Here is a 20,765-nt window from a genome sequence, read left to right as displayed (position 1 = left end):
CTTCTGCCTCATGGCGCCTCCCACCTGTAGAGCGGAGCTTGCTCCGCTGGGGCCTTCCCCACAAACCGAACGAAGGGCAGCGGAGCGAGCTCCGCTCTACAGACGGACGGATGCTGGAGTTGAGGAGACGGTTGCTCCCACATGGGTCGCACCCGGCCGATGACCCCGCTGAGGATGGTTCAGGACTTCTTGCGCGCCGAAGCCGCTTAGCTCAACGCCTGCGGCAGCGGGCCGGCGGGCGGTGGCCGCGCCTAGCGAGGCAGGAGGCCGAGCGCCTTAAAGCAGGGCAGGATGCCCTGATTGAGGGACAAGCGGCCACCGCCCGCCGGACCGCTGCCCCTCCGAAGCCAAGAACCCCCACGCACCGCGGTCCCTCGATCGAGAGAAAACCGCTTCGACCAAATCAGGCCGCGAAGGTCGAAGGCGGCGGCAGCGGCTCGGTCGGTGCGACGGCGCCAGGCTGGCCCAGCAGCTGGCTCCAGGCGCTGGTCACGCAGCCGGCCAGCAGCGGCAGCATCACGCCCATCAGCAGCACATTGGTCAGCAGGATGCCCAGCAGCTGCCCGGCAACCATGGCCACGGCCAGGCCCAGCAGCTGCACCACGATCAGCAGCGGCACCAGCACGATCACCAGCAGCAGGTAGAACACCACCACCGCCGGCAGATTGTGCAGACAGGCGCGCAGGCTGTTGAACATCGCCTCCATGCCACGGCGCTGGCCGAACAGCACGTCCGGCACCGCCACGAACACCAGCAGGCTGGCCACCAGCCCGCCGGCGATCAGCAGCAGCAGCCACAGCAGCAGGCGCCCGGCCGGCAGCTGCGCCACCATGGCCGGATCGGGCTCGCCGCCGCTGGCGGCCTGCTGCTCGAGATGGCCGATGACCTCCTGCAGCTTCTGCACGCCCTCGGTGCCCAGCAGCGCCATCAGCAGCAGGCCGGCGGCGATGGCCAGCAGCACCTGCGGCAGCAGCGTGGCCACCAGGCTGGAGATGCGGCCGGAGCGGAACCCGCCGAACAGGTCGCCCGGCACCACCGGCTGCGCGCCGGCCACCTTGCGCGCCGCGCCGACCATGCCGGCGAACAGCACCGGCGAGGCCAGCCCCAGCAGCAGCTGCAGGAACAGACCCGGTACCGTGGCCAGCGCCATGACCTGGGCCACCAGCAGCGACAGCAGCGCCCACAGCGCGCCCAGCGCCCCCAGCTGCAGCGGCGCGCGCTTGAGCGCGGCCAGCCCGTCCAGCAGCCATTGCGCGCCGGCGCTCGCGGGCACCTTGTTGATCATCGACATCGAGACACTTCCGAATGAACGCAGGGGGGAGGACAGGAAAGGCCCGGCGCGCCTGGCCGGGGTCAGCGGGCGCGGGCCTGGCGCGCGTGGCGCACGAACCGCCGCAACAGTGTGCGCGCCTGCGGCGCGGCCGTCACCTCGCGGTGGATGCGCACCGGGCACTGGCCGGTGCTGCGCAGGTGCTCGGCGCGGGCGACCACGTAGCCGCGCATGTGGTGGGTGGCGAACTCGGGGTGGAACTGCACGCCCCAGGCGCGCTCGCCCCAGCGGAAGGCCTGGCAGCCGTCGCGCTGCGAACGCGCCAGCACCGTGGCCCCTTCCGGCGCGCGCAGCACCGTCTGCACATGGCTGGTGTGGGCCATGAAGCCCTCGGGCAGGTGCGCGAACAGCGGGTCCTGCGCGGCCGGCGGATGCAGGTCGATGCGCACCGTGCCCGATTCGCGCCCGGCCGGGTTGTAGGCCACTTCGCCGCCCAGCGCGTGGGCCAGCAGCTGGTGGCCGTAGCAGATGCCCAGCAGCGGCTGGCCCTCGTGCGCGGCCTGGCGCAGCCAGCCGGCCGCGCGCTCGCTCCACTCGGCGCGGTCGGTGACCATGGCCGAGGAGCCGGAGACGATGATCCCGGCGAAGTCGCCATGCGCGGGCAGCGCGTCGCCGCGCTCGACATTGGCCACCACCGCCTCGTCGGCCTCCAGGCCGGCGGCGACGCGGATCCAGTGGGAGAACCCGCCGTGGCGCTTGAGACTGCGCAGCGGCTGGCCGGTTTCGACGATCAGGAAGGGCGGGTTCATTCCCGAGGGGGCAGGACGGAGACGACTTCCTCGATTGTCGTCAGACCGCGCGCCACCATGTCAAGGCCCGCGTCGCGCAGCGTGCGCATGCCCTGGATGCGCGCGGCGCGGGTGAAGGCGGCCAGATCCATGTCGGCGCGGATCATCGCCCGCAGTTGCGGGGTCAGCGGCATCAGCTCGTACAGGCCCACGCGGCCCATGTAGCCGGTGCGGCGGCATTCCAGGCAGCCGACCGGGGCGTTGGGCGCGGCGTCCTCGGGCACCTGGCGGCCGGTCTCCAGCAGCGCGTCCCAGGCGTGGGCCGGCAGCGTGGTGGGCTGGCGGCAGTGCGGGCACAGGGTGCGCACCAGGCGCTGGGCCAGCACGCCGCTCAGGGTCGAGGCGACCAGGTAGTGCGCCACGCCCAGGTCCAGCAGGCGGGTGATGGCCGAGGGCGCGTCGTTGGTATGCAGGGTGGACAGCACCAGGTGGCCGGTCAGCGAGGCCTGCACCGCCATCTGCGCGGTCTCCAGGTCGCGGATCTCGCCGATCATGATGATGTCCGGGTCCTGGCGCAGCAGGGTGCGCACGCCGGAGGCGAAGTCCAGGTCGATGTTGTTCTGGACCTGCATCTGGTTGAACTCGGGCGAGATCATCTCGATGGGGTCTTCGACGGTGCACACGTTGACGTCGGCGGTGGCCAGCTTGCGCAGCGTCGAGTACAGCGTGGTGGTCTTGCCCGAGCCGGTCGGGCCGGTCACCAGCACGATGCCGTGCGGCGCCTCGACCAGCGCGTTCCAGCCGGCCGCCTCGGTCGGGCTGAAGCCCAGCTCGGCGATCGGCTTGAACGCGGTGTCCGGGTCGAAGATGCGCATCACGCACTTCTCGCCGAAGGCGGTGGGCATGGTCGACAGGCGCATCTCCACCTCGCGCCCGCCGGGCGAGCGGGTCTTGATGCGGCCGTCCTGCGGGCGGCGGCGCTCGGCCAGGTCCATGCGGCCGAGCACCTTGATGCGCGAGACCACCGCGGTCATCACCGGCGGCGGCAGCTCGAACACCTTGTGCAGCACCCCGTCGATGCGGAAGCGGATGCGGCCCAGCTCGCGGCGCGGCTCCAGATGGATGTCCGAGGCGCGCTGCTCGTAGGCGTACTGCAGCATCCAGTCGACGATCTGCACCACGTGGTGATCGTCGGCGCCGACCTCGCCGCTCTGGCCCAGGTCGACCAGCTGCTCGAAGCTGGGCATGGACGCGTTCTGCTCGCGATCGCGCTGGTCCTTGGCGCCGCGCACCGAGCGCGTCACGCCGAAGAACTCCATCGTGTAGCGGTGCAGGTCCAGCGGATTGACCAGCGCCAGCTCGATGTGGCGCCGGGTCAGGTGGGTCAGGTCGGGCTTCCAGCTCAGGTCCAGCGGCTCGCTGGTGGCCATCAGCACGCGGTCGTGCTCGACCGCCAGCGGCAGGATGCGGTGGCGGCGCGCGTAGGCCTGGCTGACCACGGCGGTGACGCTGGCCACGTCCACCCGGGTCGGGTCGATGCGCAGGTAGCGCACCTCCACGCGGCGGGCCAGCCACTCGGTCAGGCGCTCCAGGCTCAGCTCGCCCCCGGCGGCCGCGGCCAGCTTGAGGTTGGCCAGCAGCACCAGCGGGTGCACCTCGCTGGCGCTGCGCGCGCCGGCGGCGGACATCTGGATGCGGCCGCGGTCGGCCTCGGCGACCAGGCCGTCGGCCAGCACCGCGCGGGCGACCTGGGCGAAGTCCAGCCGGCCCGACCCGAGCAACGTGGACTCCGGCGAGAAATCGGCCCTGCGCTGGGTCTGTTCCATTGCGGCATCGGCCCCCTGGCCGTGTCCATGCGGCCAGAAGCGGTCGCATCACGCCCGTATACTAGCCCACCCCTTTTTCCGCCCTTCGCCGCATGACTGTCACGACGGCCACACCCATCACCTTCCAGGGCCTGATCCAGACCCTCAACCAGTTCTGGGCAGCCCAAGGCTGCGTGCTGATCCAGCCGCTGGACCTGGAAGTCGGCGCGGGCACCTTCCACCCGGCCACCTTCCTGCGCGCGCTCGGCCCCGAGCCGTGGAATGCGGCCTACGTGCAGCCCTCGCGCCGCCCCACCGACGGCCGCTACGGCGAGAACCCCAACCGCCTGCAGCGCTACTACCAGTACCAGGTGGCGATGAAGCCCAACCCGGACAACCTGCAGCAGCTGTATCTGGATTCGCTCAAGGCGCTGGGCATCGACCCGCTGGTGCACGACCTGCGCTTCGTCGAGGACAACTGGGAATCGCCCACGCTCGGCGCCTGGGGCCTGGGCTGGGAAGTGTGGTTGAACGGCATGGAAGTCACCCAGTTCACCTACTTCCAGCAGGCCGGCGGCCTGGAATGCCGGCCGGTGCTGGGCGAGATCACCTACGGGCTCGAGCGCCTGTGCATGTACCTGCAGGACTGCGACAACGTCTACGACCTGGTGTGGACCTACGGCCCGGACGGCACGCCGGTGACCTATGGCGATGTCTATCACCAGAACGAGGTCGAGCAGAGCGCGTACAACTTCGAGCATGCCGACGTGGCCGAGCTGTTCCACCGCTTCGACGCCTGCGAGCGCGAGGCCGTCAAGCTGGTCGAGGCCGGCCTGCCGCTGCCCGCCTACGAGCAGGTGACCAAGGCCAGCCACAGCTTCAACCTGCTCGACGCGCGCCGCGCCATCAGCGTGACCGAGCGCCAGCGCTACATCCTGCGCGTGCGCGCCCTGGCCCAGGCCGTGGCCAAGGCGTACTACGCGCAGCGCGAGAAGCTCGGCTTCCCGGGGCTCAAGCGCGCCGCGCACGAGGCGGCGGCATGATCCTGATCGGCATGTTCGACTCGCCGTTCGTGCGCCGCGTGGCGGTGAGCATGGACGTGCTGGGCATGCCGTTCGAGCACCGCGACTGGTCGGTGGGCCGCGACTTCGACCGCATCCGCGCCTACAGCCCGCTCGGCCGCGTCCCGGTGCTGGTGCTAGACGACGGCGAGGCGCTGACCGAATCGGCGGTGATCCTGGACTACCTCGACGAGGTCGCAGGGCCGCAGCGCGCCCTGCTGCCCGCGCACGGCCCGGCACGGCGCCAGGCCCAGCGCCTGATGGGCTTTGCCACCGGCGCGGTCGAGAAGGCGCTGCACCAGGTGATGGAGCGCGTGTTCCGCCCCGCGGACAAGCGCCACGCGCCGTGGGTCGAGCGCTGCAACGCGCAGATGCGCGGCGCCCTGGCGGTGCTGGAGCAGGCCTGCGTCGAGGCCGGCGAGCGCGAATGGCTCATCGGCGACGCGATGAGCCAGGCCGACATCACCCTGGCCTGCTGCACGACCTATGCGCGCGACGCGGTCCCGCACGATCTGGCCGACACGCCGGCGCTGGCCGCACGCGTGGCGCGCTACGAAGCGCTGCCGGTGTTCGCCAACCGCTACGTCCCGTTCTTCGCGCCGACCACCTGACGGCGCACGACGATCTTCCCGATGCACCTCGCTCGCCCAGCCGAGCGGACTCTTCTCCAAGGCTTGACCACATGAGCGAACAACTTCCCCTCCTGATCGAACTGGGCACCGAGGAACTGCCGGTCAAGGCGCTGCCGGGGCTGGCCGATGCGCTGTTCGAGGGCATCAAGGCCGGGCTGGAAAAGCGTGGCGTGGCGGTGGACGCGCACGAGGCGCGGCCGCTGTTCACCCCGCGCCGGCTTGCGGTGCTGCTGCCGGGCGTGGCGGTGGAGCAGCCCGAGCAGGCCAGCGAGGTGTTCGGCCCGTACGTGAACATCGCCCTGGATGCCGACGGTCAGCCGACCAAGGCGCTGAGCGGTTTCGCGGCCAAGGCCGGCGTGGACTGGACCCAGCTCGAGCGCACCACCGATGCCAAGGGCGAGCGCTTCGTGCTGCGCGCCACGCGCGCCGGCGCGCGCACCGCCGACCTGCTGCCCGAGGTGATCGCCGAGGCCGTGGCCGCCATGCCGATCCCCAAGCCGATGCGCTGGGGCGACCACGACTACGCCTTCGCCCGGCCGGTGCAGTGGCTGGTGGCGCTGCTGGGCGGGCAGGTCATCGACACCACGCTGATGGGCGTGGCCGCCGGCCGCGAGAGCCGCGGGCATCGCTTCGAGCACGACGCGCCGGTGTCGATCGCGGCACCGGGCGACTATGTTGCCGCGCTGGAAGCCGCGCGCGTGCTGGTCGACCCGCAGCAGCGCCGCGCCCGCATCATCGAACAGGTCCAGGCCGCCGCGCGCAGCGTCGATGGCGATGCGCGCGTCACCGACGACAACCTGGAACAGGTCGTGTGCCTGACCGAGTGGCCGAACGCGGTCGCCTGCAGTTTCGAACCCGCCTTCCTGGCCGTGCCGCAGGAAGCGCTGATCGAGACGATGGAGATCAACCAGAAGTTCTTCCCGGTGCTGCGCGACGGCGTGCTGACCGAGCACTTCATCGGCATCGCCAACATCGCCTCGCGCGATCCGGCGCAGGTGCGCGCCGGCTACGAGCGCGTGATCCGCCCGCGCTTCGCCGATGCCAAGTTCTTCTTCGACGAGGACCTCAAGCAGGGCCTGGTGGCGATGGGCGAGGGCCTTGCGACCGTCACCTACCAGGCCAAGCTGGGCACGGTGGCCGACAAGGTCGCGCGCGTGGCCGCGCTGGCGCAGGCCATCGCCCCGCAGGTCGGCGCCGACGCGGCGCTGGCCCGGCGCGCGGCCGAGCTGTCCAAGAACGATCTGCAGTCGCGCATGGTCGGCGAGTTCCCCGAGCTGCAGGGCATCGCCGGGCGCCATTACGCGCTGGCGGCCGGCGAACCGCAGGAGGTCGCACTGGCCATCGACGAGGGCTACCAGCCGCGCTTCGCGGGCGACGACATCGCGCTCTCGCCGCTGGGCAAGGTGCTGGCCATCGCCGAGCGCCTGGACACGCTGGCCGGCGGCTTCGCCGCGGGTCTCAAGCCGACCGGCAACAAGGATCCCTTCGCGCTGCGCCGCAATGCGCTGGGGCTTGCGCGGACGATCATCGAGAGTGGGTTTGATCTTGACTTGAAAAAGCTTCTGTCCGAAGGCGCGATAGCTGCGACAACCGCTATTCGCTTCGCTAGTTTGGATAAGGTCGTCGACGCTGCAGACGCCGCGAGCTCCAAGGGAGTTCGGGTCTCACCAATCCAAGGCTCGGTTGGTCGTGTAGTTGATAGTCATGAGGTGGCAGACGAGCTCTACGACTTCATCCTCGATCGCCTGAAGGGCTACTACGCCGACAAGGGCGTGCCGACCACGCAGTTCAACGCGGTGGCCGAGCTCAAGCCGGCCTCGCTGTACGACTTCGACCGCCGCGTCGAGGCCATCGGCACCTTCGCCGCGCTGCCCGAGGCCGCTGCGCTGGCCGCGGCCAACAAGCGCATCGGCAACATCCTCAAGAAGGCCCAGGCCGAGGGCGTGCAGATCCCCGATCACCTGGATCGCAGCCTGATCGAGCACCCGGCCGAGGCCGCGCTGGCCGAGGCCGTGCAGGCCGCGATCGGCGACACCGACACCGCCCTGCATCAGCACGACTACGTCGCGGTGCTGGCGCGCCTGGCGCTGCTGCGCGAGCAGGTGGACAGCTTCTTCGACATGGTGATGGTCAACGCCGAGAACCCGGCCGTGCGCGGCAACCGCCTGGCCCTGCTGCATCGGCTGCATGCGCGCTTCGGCAAGGTCGCCGATATCGCGCAGCTTTCGGTCTGAGGACGGCCCAGAAGGCCCGTTATCCCGCGCAGGCGGGCACGGCGGGCCTGGGCTTTAGAGGCGGTAGGCGCTGGGTTCCCGCGTTCGCGGGAACGACGTTGGGGCCTTTTGTGACACCTTCGGGACGCAACGCCATCATGGCGCCTTAACCCGGCGCAGGACGGGGGTTGGGTATGCTTTCCCCATGCGCGTCCTTTCTTCGCTTGCCCTCGCCGCCGCGTTGTCTCTGTCTCCGGCGCTGGCGTGGGCGGCGGCCATCGTCGACCAGGTCCAGATCAAGGGCCTGAACGAGGACGATGAGACCCAGGCCGCGATGGCCGAGAACATCCGCGTGGCCCTGACGCTGAACGACGCGCTGGGCAAGCGCCTGGGCGAGGCGCGGCTGGAATATCTGCTGGAGCAGACCAAGGACGAGGCCGCCCACGCGCTGGAACCCTTCGGCTACTACGGGCCGACCATCACCGTCACCACGACCCGCCTGGATGCCAGCCAGGCCGCGCGCGTAGAGCGGCAGAAGAAGACCGGTGGCAAGGACAAGGACGACGACGAGGATGACGACGACGATCGCGACACCGCGCCGCAGCCCAGCGCCCAGGTGCAGCGCGACGCCAGCGACGCCGACGGCAAGGTGACCACCTCGGTGGCCCCGGCCGACGTCAATCCCGATGCCAGCGAGGGCGCCACCGCGCAGCAGGCCACCGGCGAGGCCGCGCCGAGCGCCGCCAACGCGCCGCGCGTGCGCGCGCCGGCCGATCACCTCACCGTGGTGGTCACCGTGGACCCGGGCGAACCGGTGCGCGTGCGCGATGCCGATATCCGCATCGAGGGCGAAGGCGGCAGCGACCGCTACCTGGCCCAGGACCTGAAGGACTTCGCGCCGCGCCCGGGCCAGGTGTTCGACCACCAGACCTACGAGGCCAGCAAGCTCAAGATCGTGCGCCGCCTGGCCGAGCGCGGCTATCTGGACGCGGACTTCCAGGACCGCCGGGTCGAGATCACCCGCGCCCAGCATGCCGCCGACATCGACCTGTCCTGGGTCAGCGGCATCCGCTACGACATGGGCCCGACGATCTTCCACCAGGATTACTTCCGGCCCGGCCTGCTCGACCAGCTGGTCTACTGGGACGAGGGCAGCTACTACCACCAGGGCAAGCTGGACCGGCTGCGCCAGTCGCTGGTGGCGCTGGACTACTTCAGCAACATCGACATCCAGCCCGATCCCGATCACGCGGTGGACGGCCGCGTGCCGATCGACGTCAACCTCAAGCTGGCCAAGCGCAATATCTACACCGCCGGCCTGAGCTACGGCACCGAGTACGGCGCCGGTGTGCTGGCGGGCATCGAGCGCCGCTACGTCAACTCGCGCGGGCACAAGTTCAAGGCGCTGCTGGACTACGCGCAGAACCGCAAGTCGCTCACCGGCACCTACCGCATCCCGGCGTTCAAGTGGCTCGATGGCTGGTATGCGGCCACCGCGCAGCTGTACGACGAGCAGACCGACTACATCGACACCCGCCGCATCGAGCTGATCGGCAGCCGCAGCGGCCAGCTCAACGAGAACTGGACGCTCACCGCCTCGATCCACGCCCTGCGCGAGCGCTGGAAGCTGGAGCTGGAGGACGAGAACGGCGACGGCGCCGAGGCGGCCGCGCCGTATCGCTACGCGACCTACGTCTATCCGCAGTTGGAGGCGCAGTACGTCAACGTGGACGATCGCCTGTTCCCGCGCAGCGGCATCGTCGCGCGCTCGACCCTGCGCGGCGGCCTGGAAGGCGCCGGCTCGGACACCAACTTCGCCCAGCTGCAGGTCGGCGCGAGCTGGTTCAAGGGCATCGGCGCCAACGACCGCTTCATCCTGCGCGGCGAGATCGGCCAGACCAGCGCCGGCTCGCCCGACGCGCTGCCGCCGAGCCTGCGTTTCTACGCCGGCGGCGACAACAGCATCCGCGGCTACCAGTACCGCGAGGTCGGTCCGCGCGTGCGCACCGAGGGCGGCGAGTATTCGGTCGGCGGCAAGAAGCTGATCACCGCCAGCGCAGAATACGAGCACTACTACAAGGGCGGTCCCATCGGCGGCGCGATCTTCGTCGACACCGGCAGCGCCTACAACGACTCGCCCGATCTCAAGACCGGCGTCGGCGTCGGCGTGCGCTACCGCTCGCCGATCGGCCCGGTGCGGGTAGACATCGCCCACGGCCTGAACGATCCCGACTCGGTCGTGCAGCTGTACTTGAGCATCGGGACCAGCCTGTGAGCCGCACGCCGCAGGACGTCACCCCCGAGGAGCGCGAGGCGCGCATCGCGCAGCTGCGCGCCCGGCGCAAGGCGCGCATGCGCACGCTGGCCATCCGCAGCGCGATCGGCGTGGCCACGCTGGTGGTGGTGGCGCTGGTGGGGCTGTACTGGCTGCTGCAGACCGTGGCCGGCCGCGACGTGCTGCTGGCGCAGGTGATCGCGCGCCTGCCGGCCGGCAGTTCGCTGACCTACGCCAGCGCCGAAGGCCCGGTCGCCGGGCCGCTGACGCTGCGCGACGTGCACTTCCACATGGACGGCATCGACTTCACCGCCAAGCGTGTGCTGCTGGATCCGGACCTGCGCCCGCTGCTGGGCAAGCGCCTGCGCCTGGACCGGCTGGAAGTGGAGGACGCCACGCTGGAGGTCGCGCCCAGCCCGGACAAGCCGTTCGAGCTGCCGCGCTGGCCCGAGGTCATGCCGCAGATCGAGCTGCCGCTGAACCTGCAGGCCGACACGCTGCAGGTCGACCGGCTGCGCTACACCTCCGGCGGCGAGCCGGTGATCTTCCTCGGCAGCATCCGCGGCGGCGTGGACCTGGGCGATGGCTATGCCGAAGCCAGCGCGGTGAAGATCACCAGCGACCGCGGCAACTTCTCCATCGACGGCCACTACCGGCCGGGCGACGACTACGACACCGACCTGACCGTGTCGGCCGGCTTCCCCGCCCCGCGCGGCAAGACGCCGGCGCGGCTGGGGCTGGTCGCCCGCGGCGACGTCAAGCACATGCAGGTGGCGGTGGGCGGCAACGCGCCGGCGCCGGTGCGCGTGCATCTGGACGTGCGCGGCGCGACCAAGCCGGACTGGGCCATGCGCGCGGTCAGCAAGCAGTTGGACCTGTCGCTGCTGGGCGTGGGCGCGGCCGATGCGCCGCCGCTGGCCTTCGACCTGCAGGCCAGCGGCACCGACGGCGGCGCGGCCATCAGCGGCCACGCCCAGCAGGGCGAGAACGCGGTGGTGATCGAGCCCTCGCACGTGCGCATCGACGACACCACGCTGACCGTGCAGCCGCTGGCGGTGCAGTTGCTCGACGGCCGCGTCACGCTCAACGGCCATGCCGACTTCACCCAGACCGAGGACCCGAGCTTCAAGTTCGCGGTCAACGCGCGCGGCCTGAAGTGGGGCGAAGGCGATGCGCGCATCCGGGCCGATGCGGACCTGGGCGTGGCCGGGCGCAAGGCGGACTGGGCGGCGATCGGCACGGCCGATCTGGCGCGCGGACAGGACAAGGCGAAGGTGGACTTCGACGGCCGCGGCGACCTGGAGAAGGTGCTGCTCAAGACGCTCAAGGCGACCACTCCGGCCGGCGGGCTGCAGGTGACCGGCCAGGTCGGCTGGGCGCCGCAGCTGTCCTGGGACGTGGCGGCGACGCTGCAGAACTTCGACCCGGGCTACTTCGCCGCCGGCTGGAAGGGCGCGGTCACCGGCCAGCTGTCCAGCAAGGGCGCGCAGCGCGATCCGGCCACAGGCAAGGGCACGGGGTTCGATGCGACGCTGGACATCCCGCAGCTGGGCGGCCGCCTGCGCGACCGCAAGCTGGCCGGCAGCGGCAACTTCGTCCTGCAGGGCGACAGCGGCCAGGGCAAGCTGGATCTGAGCCTGGGCGCCAGCCGCGTGCAGGCGCAGGGCAAGGTGGCCGACACGCTGGATATCGATGCGACCCTGGACCCGCTGGAGCTGGCCGACCTGCTGCCCGGCGCCACCGGCGTGCTGGCCGGCACGCTGAAGCTCTCCGGCCCGCGCGCCGCGCCGACCCTCGAGGCCGACCTCACCGGCAACGCGCTCAAGTTCGACACCTATACCGCCCAGACCCTGAGCCTGAAGGGCCGGCTGCCGTGGAAGAGCGGCGATGGCCAGCTGGCGCTGACCGGCACCGGCGTGCAGGCCGGGCTGGCGCTGGACCGCCTCGACGTGCAGGCGCGCGGCGCGGTGCAGGACCTGCAGCTGCATGCGCAGGCCGACAGCCAGATGGCCTCGCTCACCCTCGCCGGCGCGGCGCGCCAGGCGCAGGACGGCGCCTGGTCCGGCACGCTGGAGACGCTGCGCATCGTCCCGTCCAAGGGCGATGCCTGGGCGCTGACCCAGGCCGCGCGCTTCAGCCAGAAGGGCCAGACCTTCACCCTGTCCGACAGCTGCCTGGCCGGCGGCGACGGCGGCAGCCTGTGCGTATCGGCCGACTGGCCGCGCAACGGCGTGCGCGCGCACTCCGACCGACTGCCGCTGACCCTGGTGCAGCCGTGGCTGCCGCAGCAGGACGGCCGCCAGCTCAGCCTGCGCGGCGACCTGACGCTGGAGGCCAACCTCAAGCCGCAGGCCAACGCCTGGCAGGGCCAGGTGCACATCGCCTCGATGGACGGCGGCCTGAAGATGGGCAAGAACAGCCGCGGCGAACTGGTCCACTACGATCACTTCAGCATCGATGTGGACATGACCCCGCAGAAAATCCACGGCCGTCTCGGCACGGGCTTCGCGGGCAACGGCTTCGTCGATGCGACCTTCGATACCGGCTGGGACAGCTACGCGCCGCTGACCGGCAACATCTATCTCTACAACGACCGCCTGTTCTGGCTGGAGCTGTTCTCGCCGGACCTGGTGCGTCCGCAGGGCAAGCTCAAGGGCCACATCGGCCTGGCCGGCACGCGCGGCGCGCCGTTGCTCAGCGGCGAGGCCGACCTGAGCGACTTCACCGGCGACCTGCCGGCGCTGGGCATCACCCTGGTGCAAGGCAATGCGCAGCTGACCGCGCTGTCCGACGGCACCGCGCAGATCAAGGGCAGCGTGAAGTCGCAGTCGGCCACCGGCGGCGGCGGCACCGGCGGCGCGCTGTCCATCGATGGCTCGCTGGGCTGGCAGGGCGGCGACGAGCCGCTGCTGTTCCACGTGCGCGGCGACAACTTCCTGGCCTCGGACACCACCCAGCTGCGCGCGGTGATCGACCCGGACATGACCATCGCCCTGCAGGGCAAGGTGCTGGGCGTCGGCGGCCAGGTCACCGTGCCCTCGGCCAACCTCAACCTGGAGAAGCTCAGCGAAGGCGTGTCCACCTCCGAGGACGTGGTGGTGCTGGACCCGGCCGACCCGGAGGAAGGCGGCAGCTCGCTGCTCAAGCTGGACCTGGCGGTGAACCTGGGCGACCAGGTGCGGATGAAGGGCTTCGGCCTGGAAGGCTCGCTGCAGGGCCAGATGAGCGTGCACTCGCGCGCCGGCCGCGCCATGTCGGCCACCGGCCAGCTCAACGTCGATGGCCGCTACACCGCCTATGGGCAGAAGCTGACCATCACCCGCGGCGAGCTGAGCTGGAGCAACGACGACGTCTCCGACCCCAACATCAACATCCGCGCCGAACGCGAAGTGGTCAGCGCCGGCGTGACCGCCGGCATCGACGTCACCGGCCGCGCCAGCGCGCCGCGCGCCAGCGTCTGGTCCAACCCGGAGACCTCCGAATCCGACGCGCTGGCCTACCTGGTGCTGGGCCGCCCGCTGAGCACCGCCAGCAGCCAGGAAAGCGCGCAGGTCAGCGCCGCGTCCTCGGCGCTGTCGGCCGGCGCCGGCCTGCTGGCCTCGCAGCTGGGCGCCAAGATCGGCCTGGACGACGCCGGCGTGCTGGAGTCGCGCACGATGGGCGCCTCGGTGTTCGGCATCGGCAAGTACCTCTCGCCCAAGCTCTACGTCAGCTACGGCGTGGCCATGGTCGGCGGCGGCTCGGTGGTCACCCTCAAATACCTGCTGCGCAAGGGCTTCAACGCCGAGATCGAATCGTCCACCGTGGAAACGCGCGGGTCGATCAATTGGCGCAAGGAGAAGTAGTCCTCATCGCCAGCAGCGCGAAGGCGCTGCGCGGCCAGCTCAACATCTTCAAAGGTCAAGGAATCAGGCCATGAACCGGGAAGACTGTATCGCTGTTGGATCGCGCCTGTTCGCGATCTTCCTGTTGATCACGTTGCTGCGGTCGTTCCTGCCGAGCATGGCGGCGCTGCGCGCGCAGCACGACACCACGGCGATGGTCTGGAGCCTGGCGGTGCTGGCCCTTGGCCTGCTGATCTGCGCCGCACTCTGGCGCTTCCCACTGACCATCGCGCGCAAGCTGCTGCCGGTGATGAAGGAGCCGCGCGCCGATCACGCCATGGGCGCCTCGACCGCGTTGTCGGTAGGCCTGACCCTGCTCGGATTCTGGACGCTGCTGACGGCCCTGCCCGACGCCAGCTACTGGGTCACGATCTACCTGCTGACGCGACACGAAGCCTCCGGATACTTCGCCTGGGGCCCCGAGCAGTTGGGCGGCGTGGTCTCGACCTTGCTGCAGCTGGTCCTGGCGGTCTGGATGATCTTCGGAAGCACGGGCCTGCAGCGCTTCGTCACCCATGTGCGATACGGCCGCGACGCCGACTCCGCCTGACCGCGACAAGCCCGCATCGGGCATGGTGCGGGCTTGTCCTGCGCGCTGACGCCCGCATCTTGCCCCCACGGCCGCAGGAACCGGCCCGGGAGCATCACCATGCGGTTGTCGCTTCTGTCGCCGCGCAGGCGGCGCCAAGTTCGCTGGGCGGTCCTGCTGCTGGTGATGCTGCTGTTCGCCACGCATCCGGAAGTGCGGCTGATGCTCCCGGTGCTGGATGCGATCGGGCTGGACGTGGTGCTGATGCTCCTCACCGCGCAGCTGCTCTCCGCCTATGCCGATGCGATGCCGATGCTGCGTGGCCTGCGCTATGCGGTGGTGGCCCCTGCGCTGCAATGGCTGGCCAACGGCTCGCGACGTTGGCCGGTCTGCCGCAACGTAAGAGCCTGGACATCGCGGACGCTGCGGCGCGCGCGGCTTGGTCGCCAGCTCTGGATATCGCTGCACGTGCTGGGCTGGGCGCTGGTCCGACGCACACCTGCGCCCTCGCGCAGGCCAACCGGCACGCCGATGACCGAACCGTCATGCGTTTGCCATTTGCCGCCCGCGCAGACGGCCGCTACTGTCGCGGCCACGTTTTTTCACCCGTCGTGAGCCCATGACCCGCACCCTGCCCCTGGCCGCCTCGCTGGCGCTGCTGCTGTCCCCCACCGCCCGTGCCGACGAAGGCATGTGGCTGCCCACGCAGCTGCCGTCGCTGGCCGAGCCGCTGCGTGAGGCGGGTTTCCGCGGCGATCCGGCCGCGCTGGCCGATGTCACGCAGGCGCCGCTGAGCGCGGTGGTGAAGGTCGGCGGCGGCACCGGCTCGTTCGTCTCGGGCGACGGGCTGCTGGTCACCAATCACCACGTGGCCTATGGCGTGATCCAGTACAACACCAAGGCCGGCGCCAACCTCATCGACGATGGCTTCGTCGCGCAGGCGCGCGGCGAGGAGCTGCCGGCCAATCCCGATTTCCGCGTGCTGGTCACCACCGCCTTCGACAAAGTCACCGACCAGGTGCTGGCCGATGCGAAGGGCAAGACCGGCCGCGCCTACTACGATGCCGTGGACGCGGCCAGCAAGCGCCTGGTGGCCGCGTGCGAGGCCGCCGGGAACGTGCGCTGCAGCGTGGCCACGATGGACTACGGCGCGGACTTCTATCGCGTGACCCAGCTGGAGCTGCGCGACATCCGCCTGGTCTATGCGCCGCCGCGCGCCATCGGCAACTACGGCGATGAGATCGACAACTTCATGTGGCCGCGCCACGCCGGCGATTTCACCTTCCTGCGCGCTTATGTCGGCAAGGACGGCAAGCCAGCCGACTACAGCGCCGACAACGTGCCCTACCAGCCGCCGGCGTTCCTCAAGATGGCCATCGAGGGGCCGAAGGAAGGCGACTTCGCCATGCTGGCCGGCTATCCCGGCATCACCTATCGCAACCGCACCGCGGCCGAGTTCGAGGCGCAGGTCGGCCATGTGCTGCCGGCGCGGGTGGCCGTGTTCGATGCGCTGATCGCGCAGATCGAGCAGGCCGGCAAGGCCAATGCCGAGGCACGCACGCGCTATGCCTCGCAGCTGCAGTCGCTGAAGAACAACCGCAAGCGCGCCGCCGGCGAGCTGGAAGGCCTGCAGCGCAGCGATGCCGCGCGCCTGCGTGCCACCGACGAGGCCGGCATGCTCGCGGCCACGCGCGGCGCGCAGAAGCAGCAGATCGATCAGCTGCAGCAGCTGCTGGCCCAGGGCCAGGCGCTGGGCGATCGCGACCTGCTGCTGGGCCTGGTCGCCGGGCAGACGCAGCTGCTGCGTTCGGCGCTGACCCTGGAGCGCCTGCGCCTCGAGTCGGCCAAGCCCGATGCCCAGCGCGAGACCGGCTACCAGCAGCGCGACCAGGCGCTGATCGAGGGCCAGCTCAAGCAGGTCCAGCGCCGCTACGACGCGGCCACCGAGAAGGCGCTGCTGACCGTGCTGCTGGGCCGTTACCAGCAGCTGCCGGAGGCGCAGCGCGTGCCGGCCTTCGATGCCGCCTTCGGCCGCACCCCGGCCGAACTGGCCAAGGCGCTGGACGCGCTGTACGGCGCGACCACGCTGGGGACCGAAAGCGAGCGCCTGTCGCGCTTCGCTGCCGCGCGCCAGGGCCAGCCGCTGGCCGACGATGCGCTGATCGCACTGGCCGCCAAGCTGGTGCCGGCGCAGCTGGAACTGGAGAACGCCCGCAAGACGCGCGAGGGCGATCTGCTGCGCCTGCGCCCGGCCTATATGCAGGCGCTGGCCGCCTGGCGCGCCAAGCAGGGCCGCGCCAGCTATCCCGATGCCAACAGCACGCTGCGCGTGAGCTTCGGCCGCGTGACCCCGCTGGCGCCGCGCGATGCGGTGGCCTATGCGCCGCTCACCACGGTGGCCGGCATCGTGGAGAAGAACACCGGCACGGTGCCGTTCGATGCACCCAAGCCGCTGCTGGAGGCGATCGCCAAGGGCGATTTCGGCAGCACCGCCGACCCGGTGCTGAAGACCCAGACCGTGGACTTTTTGACCAACCTGGATACCACCGGCGGCAACTCCGGCTCGCCCGTGCTCAACGCCAAGGGCGAGCTGATGGGCCTGAACTTCGACAGCAACTGGGAAGCGGTCAGCGCCAGCTGGTGGTACGACCCGCGCTACAAGCGCGCCATCCACGTCGATGCGCGCTACATCCGCTGGCTGCTGGCCAAGGTCTATCCGGCCCCTGCCCTGCTGCGCGAGATGGGCGTGCCGGCGCAGTAGGTCCTGCTCCTGCCCCCTCCCTTTCGCCGCAGGCGAAGGGGAGGGCTGGGGAGGGGTGCTTTTGCTCTTCGCTTTGAGATCTGCGCGACCTGACACAACCCCCTCCCAGCCTCCCCCTGCTGCGCAAGGGGAGGGGCAGCACGCTGCACCCTGCTTGGCCTTCTGGCCCAGTAAGCCCACAAACCCAAGGCGCTGCACCGCTTCTGCCCCCTCCCTTTCGTCGTAGACGAAGGGGAGGGCTGGGGAGGGGTGCTTTTGCTCTTTGCTTTGAGATCTGCGCGACCTGACCCAACCCCCTCCCAGCCTCCCCCTGCTGCGCAAGGGGAGGGGCAGCGCGCTGTGCTTGTTAGGCCTTCTGGACCAGTAAGCCTACAGACCCAAGCGGCTGCACCGCTTCTGCCCCCTCCCTTTCGCCGCAGGCGAAGGGGAGCTCGAAGTCGCGATCTAGCGACTGAGGGGGATGGGTGCTTTTGCTCTTTGCTTTGAGATCTGCTCGACCCAGGATCGCCTCGCAGTTGCCGGTGGTCTCAAGGTGCAGAATCCTGCTTTCCCCGATCCCCCCACAGGGAGTATGCCGCAGTGACCCAGACCGCCAACGTGATCGCCGTGGATCACACGGGCTTTGCCGTTTCCTCGCTGGACGAGGCCATTCGCTTCTGGACGCAAGCGCTCGGCTTCACGCTGCGGCGGCAGTCGGAGATGGGAGGCGAGTTTCTACGTCAGGTCACAGGGGTGGACGATCCGAGCGTGCGGACCGCGATCGTCGAGGCGCCGGACGGGTTCGTGATTGAACTGCTGCAGTACTCCGGAGGCGGCGAGCATGGAGCCGTACCGGAGAGCGCAGGTGCGATCGGCGCCGCGCACCTGGCGCTGGCCGTGAAGGACATCCACGCCGCCATCGCGCGCGTCGAGGCGGCGGGTTGGAAAGCGAAAGGCAGCCCACAGCCGATACCCGGCGGGCCGCGCAAGGGGACGTTGGTTGCCTATGTCACCGGCCCCGATCGCATCACGATCGAGTTCATGCAGCCGCCAGCGGAATGACCGGGCGCGTGAGAGGCCTAGCCGCGCCTGCAGTCCAAGTGATTAGCAGCACTTCGTTCGACGATGTCGCCGCGCTGGGGCGCAATCCAACGGGAACTGCGATTAGCGAACCAGTCAGTGAAAAGACTGCTGCTCTTCGGTAGAAATCGCCTCGGCTGAGCAACCCCCTCCCGGCCTCCCCCTGCTGCGCAAGGGGAGGGGCGGAGCGTGGGCTAGGTGACCTTCTTGAAGACCGTGATGCCCAGGACGAACAGGATCACGGCGATGATGATGAAGGCCCAGAACAGGAACTTGGCGATGGCGAACGCGCCGCCGGCGATGCCGCCGAAGCCGAGTACGCCCGCTACCACACCGATGATGGCGAAAATCAGCGCCCACTTGAGCATGGGATGTCTCCTTGCACGGTCAGATGACGGCACCCTAGCCAGCGCGCGGTGCGCATCGGGTGAGGACACGCAGACGCGATGCTCACATCCTGCGTAGCCCGGTCCGCAACGACCGCGCGGGCGCGTTGCTGAGGTATCCCATAGCCCGCGCGGGCCGGCGCATGCTGACGGCCCGCCAACCTAGCAATCCCTGCAATCCTCCTGGCCTCTGGCCTCTGGCCTCGGGCACGAGTCTCCCGCGCAATCCCGCCCTAAACCAACGAACCGCCCGCCAACGCCCCACGCGCCGGCTGACGCTGCGCTCAGCGCATCAACGGCGCGTGCTGCTGCACATCCTGCTCGCGCGACTGCACCTGCGGCGGTGGCGCCTGCGGGACCTGCAGGGCCTGTGCGCTCTGCTCCAGCGGCTGGCGGCTGGCCTGGGCGCTTTCGACATGGCTGCGCAGGGCGTCGGGCGCGCCCGGCTGGCCCTGGACCGAGAACAGCCGGCCATCGCGGCCTTCATGCACGCTGTCGATCCGGTGCAGGCCGTCCTGCTGCGCCTGTGCCGCCATCGCCGCGGCGGTCTGGCGGAAGGCCATCCCGTCCAGGACGGCACCGGTCTGCGTGCGTCCCAGGCCTTGCGCGGCATCATCGTAGAGGCGGTTGCCGGATAGCCCGTCAGGCGCCGCGGCCGGCACGCCGAGCCGTGGCTTGGCGCTGGTATCGACATACGTCGCGCTGGTGGAGACCTGGCCCTTGGACACACCCAGCGCCTTGAGGTCGACCTCGATCTGCGGCGCGCCCTTGCCCGGGTGGTAATGCGCCTCGGCCTGGCCGGCATAGTCGAGCAGTTGGGAGACGTTCTGCTGCGGGTAGCCGCGCGCTTCGTAGAAGTAGGTGTTGACCGCGGCCAGGTTCTCCTTGGTCTCCGCCATCTTCAGCCCGTCCAGCGTGATGCCCGGACGCGGCGTGTAGGTCGGGTTGGCCGGCGTGCCGCCCTTCTGGATGTACGGATCCATGTCGCTGGGCGAGGTGTTGTAGACATCGCGCAGCGTCGCCTTGGGATTGTCCTTCAGCACCTGGGCGACCACGACGTTGTAGCCGGTCAGTTCGGCATGCGTCTCCAGGCTGCGCGAGGTCTCGTTGAACTGCTTGATCACCGCGGTGTAGTCGTGGACCTTGCCGCCGCTGCCGGCCAGCGCATTGACGCCTTTCTCCAGGCTGGCGTCCGAGGTCATGATCTGCGCGCGATCGGCCGCGTGCTTGACCTCGTGGCCCAGAGTGAAGCGCACCGAGTTGAGCATCTCCGGGTCGGTGCGCGCGATGTGCAGCTGGCTGGGGGAAATCTGGATGGTGCGCGAATCGCCCATGTAGACGCCCAGCGCGCCGTTGACGTTGAGCGCCTCGATCCTGTCCAGCTGCTTCTTCTCGATCGCGTCGAGCACATTGGCCTTCAGGCCCGGCGTGCTGTCCAGCACGGCCTTGAGGTCTTCCCCCGGATGCACGCTGCCGCTGGCATTGGCCTTGTCGAAGGCATCCAGCATCGACTGCAGCTGCTGTTCCGGGGTGAGCGAGGGCTTGCCTGCGACGTGCTTGTCGTTCATGTCCTAGTCCTCGCCAACGCTACTGGTAGACGCCGATCACCATGGACGCCACGCAGTCCGGCGCAGGCGAGGCGCCGCGCGCGGGGCGGACATGCAGGTTCACGCTCACGCCCTGGCGGGTGAAGTACCAGGCTTCGTTGCCGCGGTGACCGGCCGGCAGGTGCTGGCCGGAGAAGCCGGCGGCCGCCAGCGCGCTGCGGTAGCCCTCGACGCTGGCGCAGGGCGCGGCCGCATCGTCGGGTTCGAAGGAGAGCAGCAGGCTGTCGACCTGGCCGGAGGCGTTCTTGTGCGAGGACACCAGGCTGTAGCGGCCCTGGCCTGCGACCGGGCCGGCGATGCCATAGATCGTCGGGTCTTCGGCATTGACCTCCACCTCCACGCCCGTCAGGCGCTGCAGCTGCGCCGGTGCGAGATCCTCGCGGCTGTGGATGCCGTCGATCAGGCGCAGGACGCGCTGGTTGAGATCGTCCAGGCTCAGGGGCATCGCGGTGGTGGCATTCATCATCGGATCCTTCGAAGGGATGGAAGCGGCGG

General features: G+C 70.0%; 14 protein-coding genes and 2 pseudogenes. 10 read left to right on the top strand and 6 right to left on the bottom strand.

What is annotated here, in order from left to right:
* Nucleotides 1–403: 403 nt before the first annotated feature.
* The 3 genes from QE438_RS16600 to QE438_RS16590 form a co-directional block, all read right to left on the bottom strand.
* The gene (locus QE438_RS16600) at nucleotides 404–1,291 is read right to left on the bottom strand and encodes a BPSS1780 family membrane protein (protein WP_130514829.1); all 888 of its coding nucleotides are present in this window, start codon (nucleotides 1,289–1,291) and stop codon (nucleotides 404–406) included.
* Nucleotides 1,292–1,353: 62 nt separating this feature from the next.
* Complete coding sequence (locus tag QE438_RS16595; protein ID WP_131658715.1) at nucleotides 1,354–2,079, bottom strand: glutamine amidotransferase; 726 nt, start codon at nucleotides 2,077–2,079, stop codon at nucleotides 1,354–1,356.
* Nucleotides 2,076–3,884, bottom strand: a complete 1,809-nt coding sequence (locus tag QE438_RS16590; RefSeq protein WP_306994040.1) for a GspE/PulE family protein — start codon at nucleotides 3,882–3,884, stop codon at nucleotides 2,076–2,078. The genes QE438_RS16595 and QE438_RS16590 overlap by 4 nt, the downstream gene beginning before the upstream one ends.
* Before the next feature lie 92 nt (nucleotides 3,885–3,976).
* On the opposite strand from QE438_RS16590, the gene glyQ reads away from it, so the two are divergent.
* From glyQ to QE438_RS16540, 10 genes and pseudogenes are all read left to right on the top strand, one after another.
* Nucleotides 3,977–4,906 (top strand): glycine--tRNA ligase subunit alpha, encoded by a 930-nt coding sequence (glyQ, locus tag QE438_RS16585; RefSeq protein WP_130530262.1) that lies wholly within the window; start codon nucleotides 3,977–3,979, stop codon nucleotides 4,904–4,906.
* A complete protein-coding gene (locus tag QE438_RS16580) occupies nucleotides 4,903–5,535 on the top strand; it encodes a glutathione S-transferase family protein (protein ID WP_306994043.1) in 633 nt (210 codons plus the stop codon). Before glyQ ends, QE438_RS16580 begins: the two co-directional genes overlap by 4 nt.
* A gap of 71 nt (nucleotides 5,536–5,606) precedes the next feature.
* On the top strand, nucleotides 5,607–7,790 hold the full coding sequence (gene glyS / locus QE438_RS16575; protein WP_306994045.1) for a glycine--tRNA ligase subunit beta: 2,184 nt from the start codon (nucleotides 5,607–5,609) through the stop codon (nucleotides 7,788–7,790).
* A 184-nt stretch (nucleotides 7,791–7,974) separates the two neighbouring features.
* Nucleotides 7,975–8,262 (top strand): annotated as a pseudogene (locus QE438_RS16570) (POTRA domain-containing protein); the annotation flags it as partial.
* Nucleotides 8,263–8,541: 279 nt separating this feature from the next.
* A pseudogene (locus tag QE438_RS16565) lies at nucleotides 8,542–10,044 on the top strand (autotransporter assembly complex family protein); the annotation flags it as partial.
* Entirely contained in the window at nucleotides 10,041–13,889 is a 3,849-nt protein-coding gene (locus tag QE438_RS16560; RefSeq protein ID WP_307184071.1) for a translocation/assembly module TamB domain-containing protein, read from the top strand. The pseudogene QE438_RS16565 and the gene QE438_RS16560, both read left to right, overlap by 4 nt.
* A gap of 70 nt (nucleotides 13,890–13,959) precedes the next feature.
* On the top strand, nucleotides 13,960–14,478 hold the full coding sequence (locus QE438_RS16555; protein WP_306994050.1) for a hypothetical protein: 519 nt from the start codon (nucleotides 13,960–13,962) through the stop codon (nucleotides 14,476–14,478).
* A gap of 99 nt (nucleotides 14,479–14,577) precedes the next feature.
* Complete coding sequence (locus QE438_RS16550) at nucleotides 14,578–15,072, top strand: hypothetical protein (protein WP_306994052.1); 495 nt, start codon at nucleotides 14,578–14,580, stop codon at nucleotides 15,070–15,072.
* Nucleotides 15,073–15,076: 4 nt separating this feature from the next.
* Nucleotides 15,077–17,218, top strand: a complete 2,142-nt coding sequence (locus tag QE438_RS16545; RefSeq protein ID WP_306994054.1) for a S46 family peptidase — start codon at nucleotides 15,077–15,079, stop codon at nucleotides 17,216–17,218.
* Nucleotides 17,219–17,815: 597 nt separating this feature from the next.
* Nucleotides 17,816–18,259: a VOC family protein gene (locus tag QE438_RS16540; protein ID WP_306996237.1), complete on the top strand. Its 444-nt coding sequence runs from the start codon at nucleotides 17,816–17,818 to the stop codon at nucleotides 18,257–18,259.
* 212 nt (nucleotides 18,260–18,471) lie between these two features.
* On the opposite strand, the gene QE438_RS16535 is transcribed toward QE438_RS16540, so the two are convergent.
* The 3 genes from QE438_RS16535 to QE438_RS16525 all read right to left on the bottom strand — a co-directional run bounded on the left by QE438_RS16535 (nucleotide 18,472) and on the right by QE438_RS16525 (nucleotide 20,733).
* On the bottom strand, nucleotides 18,472–18,645 hold the full coding sequence (locus tag QE438_RS16535) for a DUF1328 domain-containing protein (RefSeq protein ID WP_130514813.1): 174 nt from the start codon (nucleotides 18,643–18,645) through the stop codon (nucleotides 18,472–18,474).
* 302 nt (nucleotides 18,646–18,947) lie between these two features.
* The gene (locus QE438_RS16530; protein WP_306994056.1) at nucleotides 18,948–20,231 is read right to left on the bottom strand and encodes an XVIPCD domain-containing protein; all 1,284 of its coding nucleotides are present in this window, start codon (nucleotides 20,229–20,231) and stop codon (nucleotides 18,948–18,950) included.
* A gap of 19 nt (nucleotides 20,232–20,250) precedes the next feature.
* On the bottom strand, nucleotides 20,251–20,733 hold the full coding sequence (locus QE438_RS16525) for a hypothetical protein (protein WP_306994058.1): 483 nt from the start codon (nucleotides 20,731–20,733) through the stop codon (nucleotides 20,251–20,253).
* Nucleotides 20,734–20,765 lie beyond the last annotated feature (32 nt).

Origin of the sequence: Pseudoxanthomonas sp. SORGH_AS_0997 (assembly GCF_031453535.1) — a bacterium.
Lineage (GTDB): Bacteria > Pseudomonadota > Gammaproteobacteria > Xanthomonadales > Xanthomonadaceae > Pseudoxanthomonas_A > Pseudoxanthomonas_A winnipegensis.
Note: the sequence above shows the minus strand (reverse complement) of the source record. Positions and strands in the feature narration are given on the sequence as shown.

Coding starts and splice junctions, on each gene's coding strand:
- QE438_RS16580 (WP_306994043.1), top strand. CDS start 4,903: ATGATCCTGATCGGCATGTTCGACTCGCCGTTCGTGCGCCGCGTGGCG.
- QE438_RS16600 (WP_130514829.1), bottom strand. CDS start 1,291: ATGTCGATGATCAACAAGGTGCCCGCGAGCGCCGGCGCGCAATGGCTG.
- QE438_RS16535 (WP_130514813.1), bottom strand. CDS start 18,645: ATGCTCAAGTGGGCGCTGATTTTCGCCATCATCGGTGTGGTAGCGGGC.
- QE438_RS16550 (WP_306994052.1), top strand. CDS start 14,578: ATGCGGTTGTCGCTTCTGTCGCCGCGCAGGCGGCGCCAAGTTCGCTGG.
- QE438_RS16525 (WP_306994058.1), bottom strand. CDS start 20,733: ATGAATGCCACCACCGCGATGCCCCTGAGCCTGGACGATCTCAACCAG.
- glyQ (WP_130530262.1), top strand. CDS start 3,977: ATGACTGTCACGACGGCCACACCCATCACCTTCCAGGGCCTGATCCAG.
- QE438_RS16590 (WP_306994040.1), bottom strand. CDS start 3,884: ATGGAACAGACCCAGCGCAGGGCCGATTTCTCGCCGGAGTCCACGTTG.
- glyS (WP_306994045.1), top strand. CDS start 5,607: ATGAGCGAACAACTTCCCCTCCTGATCGAACTGGGCACCGAGGAACTG.
- QE438_RS16555 (WP_306994050.1), top strand. CDS start 13,960: ATGAACCGGGAAGACTGTATCGCTGTTGGATCGCGCCTGTTCGCGATC.
- QE438_RS16545 (WP_306994054.1), top strand. CDS start 15,077: ATGACCCGCACCCTGCCCCTGGCCGCCTCGCTGGCGCTGCTGCTGTCC.
- QE438_RS16530 (WP_306994056.1), bottom strand. CDS start 20,231: ATGAACGACAAGCACGTCGCAGGCAAGCCCTCGCTCACCCCGGAACAG.
- QE438_RS16595 (WP_131658715.1), bottom strand. CDS start 2,079: ATGAACCCGCCCTTCCTGATCGTCGAAACCGGCCAGCCGCTGCGCAGT.